Annotated in this window: 11 protein-coding genes; 5 read left to right on the forward strand and 6 right to left on the reverse strand. The window is 40.7% G+C overall.

Features of this window, described 5'->3' with window-relative positions:
* Positions 1-53 precede the first annotated feature (53 nt).
* Genes EKM81_RS01660 through EKM81_RS01680 form a run of 5 tightly spaced genes read right to left on the reverse strand, consistent with a single transcriptional unit; the run spans position 54 to position 4424 of the window.
* Complete coding sequence (locus EKM81_RS01660) at positions 54-1130, reverse strand: ABC transporter substrate-binding protein (protein WP_125647467.1); 1077 nt, start codon at positions 1128-1130, stop codon at positions 54-56.
* Entirely contained in the window at positions 1127-1951 is an 825-nt protein-coding gene (locus EKM81_RS01665) for an ABC transporter permease (RefSeq protein WP_164509157.1), read from the reverse strand. The genes EKM81_RS01660 and EKM81_RS01665 overlap by 4 nt, the downstream gene beginning before the upstream one ends.
* Positions 1938-2765, reverse strand: coding sequence for an ABC transporter permease (locus tag EKM81_RS01670; RefSeq protein ID WP_125647472.1), 828 nt, complete (start codon positions 2763-2765; stop codon positions 1938-1940). Before EKM81_RS01670 ends, EKM81_RS01665 begins: the two co-directional genes overlap by 14 nt.
* A 6-nt stretch (positions 2766-2771) precedes the next feature.
* Positions 2772-3863 carry an ABC transporter ATP-binding protein gene (locus tag EKM81_RS01675; protein WP_125647476.1) on the reverse strand — a complete coding sequence of 364 codons (1092 nt, stop codon included), beginning with the start codon at positions 3861-3863 and terminating at the stop codon, positions 2772-2774.
* A gap of 18 nt (positions 3864-3881) precedes the next feature.
* Positions 3882-4424, reverse strand: a complete 543-nt coding sequence (locus EKM81_RS01680) for a helix-turn-helix domain-containing protein (RefSeq protein WP_125647479.1) — start codon at positions 4422-4424, stop codon at positions 3882-3884.
* Positions 4425-4720: 296 nt separating this feature from the next.
* On the opposite strand from EKM81_RS01680, the gene EKM81_RS01685 reads away from it, so the two are divergent.
* Complete coding sequence (locus EKM81_RS01685; protein ID WP_125647482.1) at positions 4721-5734, forward strand: acrylyl-CoA reductase family protein; 1014 nt, start codon at positions 4721-4723, stop codon at positions 5732-5734.
* A 167-nt stretch (positions 5735-5901) separates the two neighbouring features.
* On the opposite strand, the gene murB is transcribed toward EKM81_RS01685, so the two are convergent.
* The gene (gene murB / locus EKM81_RS01690) at positions 5902-6807 is read right to left on the reverse strand and encodes a UDP-N-acetylmuramate dehydrogenase (protein ID WP_125647485.1); all 906 of its coding nucleotides are present in this window, start codon (positions 6805-6807) and stop codon (positions 5902-5904) included.
* A gap of 273 nt (positions 6808-7080) precedes the next feature.
* On the opposite strand from murB, the gene EKM81_RS01695 reads away from it, so the two are divergent.
* The 4 genes from EKM81_RS01695 (at position 7081) to EKM81_RS01710 (ending at position 12399) form a co-directional block, all read left to right on the forward strand.
* Entirely contained in the window at positions 7081-7854 is a 774-nt protein-coding gene (locus tag EKM81_RS01695; RefSeq protein ID WP_125647488.1) for an exodeoxyribonuclease III, read from the forward strand.
* Position 7855: 1 nt separating this feature from the next.
* Positions 7856-8389 carry a 3'-5' exonuclease gene (locus tag EKM81_RS01700; protein ID WP_125647492.1) on the forward strand — a complete coding sequence of 178 codons (534 nt, stop codon included), beginning with the start codon at positions 7856-7858 and terminating at the stop codon, positions 8387-8389.
* 336 nt (positions 8390-8725) lie between these two features.
* A complete protein-coding gene (gene spxB / locus EKM81_RS01705) occupies positions 8726-10462 on the forward strand; it encodes a pyruvate oxidase (RefSeq protein WP_125647495.1) in 1737 nt (578 codons plus the stop codon).
* 401 nt (positions 10463-10863) lie between these two features.
* Complete coding sequence (locus EKM81_RS01710; RefSeq protein ID WP_125647498.1) at positions 10864-12399, forward strand: multicopper oxidase family protein; 1536 nt, start codon at positions 10864-10866, stop codon at positions 12397-12399.
* Positions 12400-12934 lie beyond the last annotated feature (535 nt).

Here is a 12934-nt window from a genome sequence, read left to right on the forward strand (position 1 = left end):
CAACTTAATCATTATCAAATTCACCTTTTCAATTCGGAAAAGTGCTGACACTTTTACTGGCGATACATCTTGAACTTCAAGAACAAATCGTTATATTCTTCGACTTTACGGGCGCCTAAATCTTGATAGACTTGTAAATGCTTAATCGTACTTAACGGTGGATAGAATTGCCGATCCTGCCGTACTTTTGCTGGCAAGTATGCGAGTGCTTGCTTGTTAGGTGTCGCATAGCCAACATATTCAGCATTTTGCGCCGCATTATGCGGATCCAACATGAAGTTGATAAAAGCATAGGCTGCCTTTTTATGCTTAGCAGTTTTGGGAATGACCATATTATCATACCAAGCATTACTACCTTCACTAGGCACCACATAATGTAAATGACTATTCTGGGCCAACATCTCACTGGCTTCACCAGACCAAGTTACCGCTAATGGGGCCTCTTCCTGAATCATATAAGTTTTAATTTCATCAGCAACAATTGCTTTGACATTCCCACTAAGTTGATTTAGTTGTTGCTGTGCGGCAATCAGCGTTTGACTATTAGTTGTATTCATTGATTGGCCTTGTTCGACCAATGCCATGCCCATAATATCTCGCGCTGAATCAACCAACATCAATTGATTACGCCATTTAGGTTGCCATAAGTCTGACCAATGTTGCATCTCATCAGCCTTAACAAACTTATCATTATAGATAATGCCTAAGGTTCCCCAGAAGTAAGGCACAGAATAACGATTGCCACGATCAAAACTTTGATTAAGAAAATGCTGATCTAAATAGTGATAATTTGTCAGTTGCCGATGATCAATTGGCAATAATAAATGTGTTTTTTTCATCTTTTCAATCATATAATCACTAGGAATCGTTAAATCGTAGGCGGTACCACCTTGTTTAATTTTAGTAAACATGGCCTCATTGCTGTCAAAAGTTTCATACTGTACGTGGTACCCAGTTTCCTGTTCAAATTTTTTAATTAGCGCGGGGTCAATGTAATCGCCCCAATTATACAAACTCAAAGTGTTAGCAGCACTAGTTACGCCTGACTGGCGCGACAGTTGTTGACTCCCCAAGAAAAGTAACCCACAAAAGGCTAAAATCGCCGCAATTAAGACAGACATTTTTTTCATAGTAAGGTCACCTCGTTCTTAGCATGACGACGTTGCTTTTGACGGCGCGAATGAGAATACTGATTCACGAAGTAGTAACCCACAACTAACAGTAACGAGAATAAGAACATGACTGCTGATAGCGCATTGATTTCTAGGCTGATACCTTGACGCGCCCGGGAATAAATTTCTACTGATAAAGTCGTAAAGCCATTGCCAGTTACAAAAAAAGTGACGGCGAAATCATCTAATGAATAGGTAAAAGCCATAAAAAAGCCGGAGAAAATACCCGGCGTAATATAAGGCACAATTACCCGCGAGAAAGTTTGCCAATTCGTTGCCCCTAAATCCTGGGCAGCGTTCAATAAGGCTGGATCTAACTCATTCACTTTAGGCAGCACCAACAACACCACAATCGGAATTGAAAAAGCAATGTGGCTTAATAGCACTGAGCCAAAACCCAAGCCAATGCCTAAAGCCGAGAATAAAATCAAAAAACTAGCCCCGATAATCACATCAGGTGAAACCATTAAAACATTATTCAATGTCAACAAGGCCGACTTAGTCCGCTGGCTTTTGCGACCAGCAATTCCTAAGGCACCAAAAGTCCCAATCATAGTCGCAAATAACGATGACAAAATGGCAATCAAGAAAGTGTCTAAGACAATCACTAACATCCGCTTATCTGAAAACAACTCCTGATAGTGAGCCCAAGTAAAACCAGTGAAGTGATTCATATTGCCACCTTGATTAAAGGAATAGAAAATCAAGTAAAAAATGGGAATGTATAAAATAATGAACACTAACACTAAATAAACCGAACTAAATTTAATTTTCTTCATCGTCATTCAGCTCCCGTCTTTTCTTTCGGCGATCATTGGTTAAGGCCATAATAATAAACATCATCACAATTAGAACAACCCCAATTGTCGAACCCATTCCCCAGTTCATCGTTGTCATAAAGTGTTCTTCAATCGCGGTCCCTAAAGTAATGACCCGATTACCACCAATCAGTCGCGTCAACATAAAGAGTGATAATGATGGAATAAAGACCGCTTGAACACCAGCTTTGACCCCACTAATTGTCAATGGAAAAATAACCCGCCGAAACGTCTGCCAATTCGTTGCTCCTAAATCACGGCTTGCATTGATCAAGGCTGGATTTAACTCCACAATGGCATTATAGATTGGCAAAATCATGAACGGAATTTCAATATACGTGGCCACCAACAGAAAACTACCATCAGAAAATAGCAGTTGCTGTGGACCAATGCCAACAAAAGTTAAGAAACTGTTCACTGAACCAGTTCGACTTAACAAGCCGATAAACGCATACGCCTTCAGCAATAAGTTAATCCAAGTTGGTAAAATGATTAGCAATAGCCATAATTGCTGATGCTTCAACTTACTTAAAAAATAAGCTGCCGGATAACTGATCAGCAAGGTAATCACGGTGATCAAAAAGGCATACCATAGCGAATTAAGTGACATATGTAGATAAGTACTTGAGGTACCATAGGTCACATAATTTTGGAAAGTAAACTGATGCTGATTATTGGTTAAGGATTGATATAAAATCAGCAATAACGGCGCGACAACAAACAGACCAATCCAAATAAAATAAGGAATCATAAAAAAGCGTTTTGTTTGTTTCATGCTGCTTTAGTCCTCCTCATATTGTTCCAAGCGTGCATCAAAGTCGGCTTCTTTCTCACCGAAACGCATAACATGAATATCCTCTGGCTCGAAAGTCAAACCGATATGCTTACCGCCACGAACTGGATTAGTCGAATGAATCAACCATTCATTTCCATCATCATCGATCCCAATTATTTCAAAATGATCACCACGGAATAACTGCGTATCAACGGTCACAACTAATTTACCTTGTTCCGCCGTTGTCACATCTAAATCTTCAGGACGCAAAACAACTTCAACTTTCTCATTAGGCTTCATCCCTGCGTCAGCACATTCAAATGTTTTGCCAACAAATTCAACTTGATAGTCAGCTTGCATTTTACCAGGCAAAATATTACTTTCACCAATAAAGTTAGCCACAAAATGATTGATCGGCTCATCATAAATATCAACGGGTGTGCCACTTTGCAAAATCTTCCCATCATTGACGACAAAAATTTCATCACTCATGGCTAAGGCTTCCTCTTGATCGTGGGTCACGAAAATAAACGTGATTTTCAACCGTTGCTGTAATTCTCGAAGTTCATATTGCATGTCTTGCCGTAATTTCATATCTAAAGCTGACAACGGTTCATCCAGCAATAACACTTTGGGCTCGTTAACAATTGCCCGAGCAATCGCTACTCGCTGTTGTTGACCACCAGATATTTCACTGATTTCTCGATTAGCATAGCCTGGCAATTGCACTAACTTCAAAGCGTCGAGCACTCTTTTTTTGATTTCTGCTTTGGGACGCTTTTGTAAATTCAGCCCAAAAGCCACATTGTCAAATACATCTAAGTGTGGGAATAAGGCATAATTTTGGAAAACCGTATTTACTTTTCGTTGATTGGCTGGTAAGTCATTGATTTTTTGACCCTCAAAAAGAATTGAACCAGTCGTCGCATTAGTAAAACCAGCAATCAATCTTAAAATCGTCGTTTTGCCTGAACCAGAAGGACCTAAGAGAGAATAGAATTTACCAGGTTCAATCGTCATATTAATATTTGACAAGGCAGTAAAGCCATCGTCATAAGTTTTCGTAATACCCCGTAATTCAATAATTGGTGCTGCCATTGTAATTCCCTCCTGAGATTAAAGATATGATTCAGTCGCAACCAGCAATAAGGTAACTGGTTTTTGAAACGGATTCAGCAATTGATGGGGACTTTTAGCGGAGAAATAAAGCGATTCATGAACGCTAGCAGTCACTAATTCCTCTCCAAAAGCCAACCGAACTTTACCACGAACCACATAAGCAAAGGTTTCTGCTGGTGAAGGATCGAATGGTTTGAAACGACCACCTGGCGCAATGGTTAACAAAACCGGTTCCATTTCGCGCTCGTTGGAATCAGTGATCAGCCAAGTTAATTGATACCCTAACGCCTCATCTTCATGCGTCACCTGTTGCGCACCATTAAAAAGCACTGGCGTCGTCGCAGTACCTTCTTGAAAAAACTCGGCTAACGAAACCCCGAGCACAGTTAAAATATCCTGTAACGTTTCTACAGTTGGTGAGGCCTGATCATTTTCAAGTTGGGAAATGTACCCCTTAGTTAAATCCGTCCGCTCACCTAATTCTTCTTGCGTAAGATTTTTTAAAATTCGTAGGGCGCGTAATTTCTGACCAAATACCATAAGTTGCCTCTTTTCGATTCACATTCTTCACTAAACAAAATGTTATCTAACAAAAAGTTTACTAAAACGACCCTAAGTATAACTTAAATAACAGTCACTGCCAACAGTTTGCAACCAAGATTAAGTTACGTTTATGTATCAAAAAAAGTTCTAAAACTAATCGGTTAATAACCTCGCGGATCGACTAAAACTAGCCAAGCTTATTTAGCGGCGTTATAATGAACATTAATAAGTATTAGGGACTATTTTCCAGCAGATCTCATGAAGAAGAGTCGGCTGACTAACAAGGAGTAACTATGCAAAAAAAAGCTTTAGTCGTCAATTTAATCGATGAACAACCACAAGCCCAAATTGAAAAAATTGAGTTGCCAAGTCTAAAACCAGATTGGGTGCGGGTACAAGTTGCCTACAGCGATATTAATTACAAAGATGCCCTCACACTCAAAGCTCATAGTGGGGTTATTCGTGATTATCCTCGAGTACCAGGGATTGATTTTGCTGGTTGGGTAACCGCCTCCCACGATAGTGACTTTCAAATCGGTGATCAGGTCGTTGGTATTGGCCAACAAATCGGAATTCAAATTGATGGTGGCTATCAAGAAATTGTTGATGTGCCTGGCGAATTTCTCCATTTATTAAATGGCCAACGTACTTTACAAGACGCCGCCTTAATTGGCACAGCCGGTTTGACCGCCGCAATTGGTCTGACTAAGGTCCTCGATACTGAAAGTATGGCTGATAAAAATGCCGCTATTTTAATTAGCGGCGTGACTGGTGGTGTTGGTGGTTGGCAATTAGCGCTGCTAGCACAGTTAGGTTATACGAATTTGACAGTAGTTACCCGGCAAACTGACTTGAAGCCACAATTATTACAGCGTGGTGCGCAACGCGTTTGTCTGCCAACAGAATTATTATTACCAACCCCAAAGCCATTGGCTAAACAAGCTTATCAAGTCGTTTTTGATAATGTCGGTGGTGACTTACTGACCAACCTGATTCCTCAAGTTAGTGCTAACGGTCATTTAGTGGTCAGTGGTAATGCTGGTGGCTTTAAATTAAATACGACGATTTTACCCTTTATCTTACGAGGGATTACTTTGCATGGTGTTGATTCTGTCGACTATCCCCAACGCGACCGCGAAGAAATTTGGCAATTATTTGAAACTGCCTTTTGGCCGACAGTTGAGCGTTTACCTAGCTATCAAGAAATTACTTTTGCTGAATTATTGCCAAACTTGGCCGCCTTCACTAAGGAAGCTCATTTTGGTCGAACTTTGGTTAAATTCCGCAGTCGCCGGCCTCGTTTCTAATCATTTAATCTCGGACCTAACAAAAGTGCCGAAGCAATCACATTAGCGCTTTTATCAAAAATAAAACGAACTTTAACTGCTGAAACGTGTTCTCAAAAGGCAACCGGTTCCGCTTAACGCATCGGCTGACCACCTTTTGATCACACGCGGAAAACTTTTTTGTGATTTTATTTTGGCTGAGTCACTTCTCGACCAATAATTCGGACCTCTGGTACTAATTTCACTTGGAATTTATCCCAAATTGTCTTTTGAATCAATTTAATTAAATTCAAATAGTCAGTGGCAGTGGCATGATCAATGTTGACAATAAAACCAGCATGCTTCATGGAAACTTGCGCACCACCAACAATTTGACCTTGTAACCCAGCCTTTTGAATCAAGGGACCAACGTAATGGTGCGGTGGCCGTTTAAAGACACTACCACAGGATGGTAAATCTAAGGGTTGCTTTTCAGCACGGCGCTGATTAAATTTATCCATAGTCTGGCGAATTTTAGCTGGATCGCCAGGCTTCAAGCTAAACGTGGCACTGACAACTGTCAATGGCTGCTCTTGCAAAATACTGTGTCGATAATTAAAATGAATCTCTGGCCCGCGAAGGGTTGCAAATTCACCGCTGGCATTAATAACCGTGATTTCTGTAATCACATCACTAACTTCACCATCGTAAGCACCGGCATTCATAAAGACCGCACCGCCAACACTCCCGGGAATACCAGCAGCAAATTCTAACCCAGTTAAACCAGCACGATAAGCTGCTTCGGAAACGGTCATTAATGGCGTCCCCGCCGTGACGATCAGTTGTTGATCCTGATGTTGAATTTCTTCAATTCGGGTTAACAAAATAACTAAACCTGCAATCCCGCCATCACGGATAATTAAATTACTGGCATTACCTACAACAGTAACCGGTACCTGTTGTTGATAAGCACGTTTAATTAATTGCCCAACTTGAGCCGTTGTTTCTGGAAAAGCTAAGTAATCAGCTGGTCCCCCTGTTTTAGTAAACGTATAATCTGACATTGGCCAGTTTTCTAAAATTGGAATTTTTAAATCTGAAAAATTCGCCATCATTTATTTAAACCTTCAATTCATAATTTCATCTATGCCTCATTTTACCAAATATTAATTAAAATAACACTAGCCCAGTTCACGCCCATAAATTGCCAATTGGGCCAACTGGCAATAGCAACAGTTGTCCAAAAGTCTAACTTGCCTGACTTACAGAACGACCAGTCAGTAGATATTTACAAATCACTGGTGCAGCAAAGCTAATTGGCGCTATAATCTTAGCTGGCTTTTTGTTAGAATGAAGTTGATCATAATTGTTTTTTAAAGGAGTGCCTGATGAAATTTATTTCTTGGAACGTCAATGGCCTACGAGCCGTCTTAAAAAAAGACTTCTTAACTACTTTCGAAAATTTTGATGCGGATTTTGTTTGCTTGCAAGAAACTAAAATGCAAGCAGGCCAAGTTGAGCTCGATTTACCTGGCTATCAACAATACTTTAACTATGCAGAACGTAAGGGTTATTCTGGAACTGCTATTTTTGCCCGAACTAAGCCGTTAAAAGTGACTTATGGACTCGGTCTGCCTGAACATGATCAAGAAGGTCGAGTGATCACGCTAGAATATCCCAACTTCTATTTGCTGACTTGTTATACGCCCAATTCTCAGGCCGAATTAAAACGCCTACCTTACCGTTTAGAGTGGGATCAAGCTTTTCGCCACTACGTTAGCGAATTAGCGCAGCAGAAAAGTGTTATTTTCTGTGGAGATTTAAATGTTGCGCACGAAGCAATCGACTTAAAGAATCCGCAAAATAACCATCACAATGCCGGTTTTTCTGACGAAGAACGCCAATCATTTAGTCAATTGATGGCCGCTGGCTTTGTGGATACCTTCCGTTATTTTTATCCCGACCAAACTGACGTTTACTCTTGGTGGAGCTATCGTTTCCATGCTCGCGATCGTAATGCCGGTTGGCGCATTGATTATTTCATGACCACACCTGATTTAAATGACCAATTAACTGATGCCAAAATTCTAACTGATATTGTTGGCTCTGATCATTGTCCAATTGAACTTGATACTGCTGATTTGATGAAGAAAGTGGATTAAAATGAATTTTATTGCCTTAGACTTTGAAACGGCCAATCGCCAACCTAACAGTGCTTGTTCATTAGCTTTGGTAGTTGTCCGTGATAACAAAATTGTCAACCATTTCTATACCCTAATTGATCCCGAAGCAAAATTCGATTATTGGAACACGAAAGTTAATGGTTTAACTAGTAAATCAGTCGCTGGCGCTCCAAATTTTGCAGAAGTTTGGCCACATATTGCCCCACTATTTTCAATGGAGCAATTAATGGTCGCACATAATGCCCGCTTTGACACTAAAGTACTCCAAGAGAGTCTACGCAAATACAAAATCGAACCACCACACTTTTTAACGTTAGATACCGTCAAAACTACCCGCAAGTTTTATCCGGACCTGCCTAATTATCGCCTAAACACTGTTTCTGATTATTTACAAATCAAACTTACTCAACACCATCATGCTTTGGCTGATAGTTATGCTTGCGCCGAAATTTTAATTAACGAAACGGAACAATTTGGCACTAGTGCGCTGAAAAAAATGGTTTTAATTGCTTAACTTACCAAACTATTTTTACAATTTGAATAACCGAGACTGAGCGTGTGACAAAACGCGGTTGGCTGGTCAGCATTAACGCCAAAAAGACGAACAATTCATAGAATTGCTCGTCTTTTGGCGTTAAGCGGAACTAGCTGCCTTTTGAGAACACATTTCAACGACCAAAGTTCGTATTATTTTTAGAGAATAGACTGATGTCCCAGACTCTTCTTTACCATGTTTCTCAAGAACTATGCTACATTTAGAATAAGTTAACTCACGAGCGAGTATGAATACTCGCTTTTCTTTTAGAAAGAGTTATACTGACTTTAAATAAGTGAATTGGGAGGCTTTTTTATGTCAAAAACAATTAAATCTGGAATTGCCATGGTCAAGGTTCTTGAGGACTGGGGAGTCGATCATATTTATGGCATCCCCGGAGGTTCATTTAACTCTAGTATGGATGCTTTCTTTAATGAACGAGATCATATTAAATATATTCAAGTTCGTCATGAAGAAGTTGGGGCTATCGCTGCTACCGCCGATGCTAAAATCACCGGTAAAATTGGTGTCGCCTTTGGTTCCGCCGGTCCTGGCGCAACCCACCTCTTTAACGGCCTGTATAATGCCAAAATGGATCATGTCCCAGTGTTGGCTTTAATCGGCCAAGTTGGCACTGATACCATGAATACAGACTACTTCCAAGAAATGAATGAGAACCCCATGTTTGCTGACGTTGCCGTCTATAATCGAACCGTAATGACGTCAGAATCATTACCTCACGTGATTGATCAGGCCATTAAACATGCCTATAAGGAACAAGGTGTGGCTGTTGTCACTATTCCAGTTAGTTTAGGTTGGGAAGATATTCCTGATACTTTTGAGTCAACTGCTGCCAGTTATCGCGTTAATTATCCACAACCAGCGGCCAAAGATGTCGCTGAAACTTTACGGTTAATTGGTGAAGCGAAACGGCCAATCATGTACATTGGCTTAGGTGCTAAAGGCGCAACTGAAGAAGTTGAAACTTTTGCCAAAATGTATAAATTACCAATTGCCTCATCTGCACTAGCTAAGGGCATTATTCCTGACGATAACCCCGCCTACTTGGCCTCTGCTGGTCGAGTTGCAACTAAACCTTCTGTTGAAGCCTTACAACATGCCGATTTGATTTTATTCATGGGTAGCGATTTTCCTTTTGCCAAGTACTTCTTTGATCCACAAGCCACCCTTATTCAAGTTGATATTGATAATACAAAATTTGGCAAACGCCATCGCACTGACCTACCAATTCTGGCAGACGTCAAAGCAACCTTACAAGCCTTGATTGCCGCTGGGACAGAACAACCAGAAACTGGCTGGTATAAAGCTAATATTGCCAATAATCAAAACTGGCATGATTGGATCGAGGCAATGAGCAAGGACACTCAAACGCCACTGCGTCCTGAGCCTGTCTTCGCCCAAATTAATCGAATTGCGAAAAAAGATGCTATTTTTAATATTGACGTTGGTAATGTTACCATTGACAGCTTACGTTTCTTAAAAATGAATCCAAAACAACGGTTCACTACTTCTGGCTGGTTTGCGACCATGGGCTATGGGCTACCCGCAAGTATTGCGGCACAATTAAGCTATCCAGACCGCCAAGTCTTCTCAATTAGTGGTGATGGTGGTTTTGCCATGGTTGCTCAAGATTTAGTCACTCAAGCTAAGTATCATTTGCCAGTGATCAATGTGGTTTTAAGTAACCAATCCTTTGGTTTCATTAAGGCGGAACAAGACGACACCAAGCAGAGCCATTACGGCGTTGACATTGCTGACGTTGACTTTGGCAAGGTTGCTGAAGGTTATGGTGTTAAAGGCTTTACTGTTAAAAACTATCAAGAATTAATGTTTGCTTTTAATTATGCTAAGACGGCCACCGAACCAGTGGTAATTGATGTTAAAATTGCCGACGAGCGACCACTACCAGTTGAGCAGTTACAACTTGACCCTGAGAAATTTGATCAGGCTGCAATTGATAAGTTTAATGACACCTATCAATCCCAAGCACTAGTTCCTTTCAGTCAATATTTAAAAGAATTTGAAAACTAATTTGTCCCATCGATTTAGTACGAGGCTGAAATTCGTTTATCAAAAACAATTCAAACTTTAACGCTACTGAACAGGTTTTCAAAGGACAGCCGGCACCGCTTAATGCCCAAATGAGCGTGTGACAAAAAGGCGGTCAGCCGGTGAGCATTAACGAAAAATGCCGAGCAATTCGTTAGAATTGCTCGGCATTTTTTACATTAAGCGGCACCATTTGCCTTTTGAGAACACGTTTCAGCAACGAAAGTTCGTATCATTTTAGAGAATAAGAATGATATGTCCCAGACTCATTTTACATTCATTACTAGCCGTTCTCCTGATTGGCACTAAACACAGGTTAGTGGTAATTCTGATATTTCAGGGGTAAGATAAAGGTGCAATTATTACTGAAGGGAGTATTAGAAATGTCAATTTATCATGATTATTTTTTCGATGAAGCTGCTTATAATATCCATGACGGTGGCTACGTGCCGTTAGTGCGACCTGATGTGCCAGAAATGAAATTACGAGTTCCACCAGTTATGCAGCCTGATCGTGTTGACGGTCAGGATGTTTACTACACCATTACCGCCCAAACTGGCGAAACACAACTTTTGCCAGGCGCAAAGACGAAGACTTGGGGTTACAATACTAGTTTGCTGGGTGAAACGGCAATTTTTAAAAACGGCCAAACGATTCATCTTCATTTGGTAAACCATTTACCAGAAGTCACAACTTTTCATTGGCATGGTCTAGATATTCCTGGTCCAATTGAAGATGGCGGTTGTCATGCACCGGTATATCCTGATGGTAGTCGTGATGTCACTTTTAAAATCAATCAACTTGCTTCAACGAATTGGTTACATGCCCACCCTTGTCCAGAAACTGCCGCTCAAGTTTGGCATGGCTTAGCAGCATTTGCTTATGTTCAAGATGATCATGAAGCGGCTCTCCCAATTCCGCATACCTATGGTGTTGATGACATTCCGTTAGTGCTACAAGATCGACATTTCCATGAGAATAACCAGTGGAATTATCGGGCCGATTATGATCCTGACGGTATTCAAGGCCCCACAGCAATGATCAATGGGACCATCAATCCTTATTTTGATGTCACCACCCAAAAATTACGTCTTCGTCTGTTAGACGGTGCTAACCGGCGAGAATGGCGGTTGCACTTCAGTGATGACCTCCCCTTTACCCAAATTGCTGGTGACAAGAGTTTGCTACCCCATCCAGTTAAATTTGATCATATTATGTTGACCTGTGCTGAGCGGCAGGAAATCATTGTCGATTTCGGCCGTTATCATGCCGGCGACACTGTTACCTTGTATTCCGATGATGTTGCCTTGATGACTTTCCGAATTCATGAATTTAAGCCAGATAATCAAGTTATTCCGGAGAATCTAATTGCGGCTATTCCTGATCCAGAACCAGCACCAGATTTGCCGATTAAAAAAGTAGTAATGTCAGGCATGGATGAGGCAGTAATGATTGACGGTAAGAAATTCGTCATGAACCGTATTGATTATAAGATGCCAATGAATAAGTGCCAGATTTGGGACATTACTAATACTAATGATGAAATGGGTGGCATGATTCATCCTTTCCATATGCATGGCACTGGATTTAAAGTTATTTCTCGTAACGGCCAAGCACCTTATCCCAACGAACTTGGTTTAAAAGACACAGTCAGCGTTAATCCTGGCGAGCATGTTCAGATCAAAGTTTGGTTTCACGTTGCTGGTGTCTTTATGTACCACTGCCACATTCTCGAGCACGAAGATGGTGGTATGATGGCGCAGTTACAAGTCGTTGATCCCAAAGATCCTGATGCAAAGTATCATTTAATTGATCATGAAACTCAGATGATGACCTTTGCTAAAGAACGCAATGTGCCAATGGACCAACTTTGGCTTGGCGGTATGGAATCATATAAGAAGATGGGTATGCATATGTAATGTTCACTTCTTAATTGATTGCTGAGTAAAAAAAAAACGTTAAAAACTAGTTTTGGTGTTAAAACAGAACTGGTTTTGACTCCATTACGGGCTTGCTGGTTGTGGAACGCGGCCGGCATTGACCTAAGCCAATTACAAACCAAATTGTCTTAGATACAAGCCTTATTCTAAGTGGCAGAGCCACTTAGAATAATTTGGCGGCTGACAACCACGCCCTCCATTCCGTCTGAAGTTGAAGTGGTGCATTGCATCATTGTTAGATTTTAAGGCAATTGTAGTGAGACTAATCAACTTGATTTGAGCTTTAATAACTACTAAATAGTACACAAATAAGTCTGTTTGACAGTTTCTGGTTTCATCCACAAAAAATATGCCAAACAGGCTTTGTTAGTCACCGCAATCTGCTTTTTCTAAGCAAAGGTTCTTAATTATGTTGATTAATTCAAGCAGAGCAACAGTGATTCGCGTCAGTTGTGTCATTCAAGATGTGACATAAAGTCAGATGGTTGGCACAATCTTACAATCACTGTCTTAA

The organism is Lapidilactobacillus gannanensis (genome assembly GCF_003946675.1).
Classification (GTDB): Bacteria; Bacillota; Bacilli; order Lactobacillales; family Lactobacillaceae; genus Lapidilactobacillus; species Lapidilactobacillus gannanensis.

What these genes read in the sequence shown, in the direction of transcription:
- murB (WP_125647485.1), bottom strand. Translation starts at nt 6,807, where the DNA reads ATGATGGCGAATTTTTCAGATTTAAAAATTCCAATTTTAGAAAACTGG.
- EKM81_RS01670 (WP_125647472.1), bottom strand. Translation starts at nt 2,765, where the DNA reads ATGAAACAAACAAAACGCTTTTTTATGATTCCTTATTTTATTTGGATT.
- EKM81_RS01700 (WP_125647492.1), top strand. Translation starts at nt 7,856, where the DNA reads ATGAATTTTATTGCCTTAGACTTTGAAACGGCCAATCGCCAACCTAAC.
- EKM81_RS01710 (WP_125647498.1), top strand. Translation starts at nt 10,864, where the DNA reads ATGTCAATTTATCATGATTATTTTTTCGATGAAGCTGCTTATAATATC.
- EKM81_RS01685 (WP_125647482.1), top strand. Translation starts at nt 4,721, where the DNA reads ATGCAAAAAAAAGCTTTAGTCGTCAATTTAATCGATGAACAACCACAA.
- EKM81_RS01665 (WP_164509157.1), bottom strand. Translation starts at nt 1,951, where the DNA reads ATGAAGAAAATTAAATTTAGTTCGGTTTATTTAGTGTTAGTGTTCATT.
- spxB (WP_125647495.1), top strand. Translation starts at nt 8,726, where the DNA reads ATGTCAAAAACAATTAAATCTGGAATTGCCATGGTCAAGGTTCTTGAG.
- EKM81_RS01660 (WP_125647467.1), bottom strand. Translation starts at nt 1,130, where the DNA reads ATGAAAAAAATGTCTGTCTTAATTGCGGCGATTTTAGCCTTTTGTGGG.
- EKM81_RS01675 (WP_125647476.1), bottom strand. Translation starts at nt 3,863, where the DNA reads ATGGCAGCACCAATTATTGAATTACGGGGTATTACGAAAACTTATGAC.
- EKM81_RS01695 (WP_125647488.1), top strand. Translation starts at nt 7,081, where the DNA reads ATGAAATTTATTTCTTGGAACGTCAATGGCCTACGAGCCGTCTTAAAA.
- EKM81_RS01680 (WP_125647479.1), bottom strand. Translation starts at nt 4,424, where the DNA reads ATGGTATTTGGTCAGAAATTACGCGCCCTACGAATTTTAAAAAATCTT.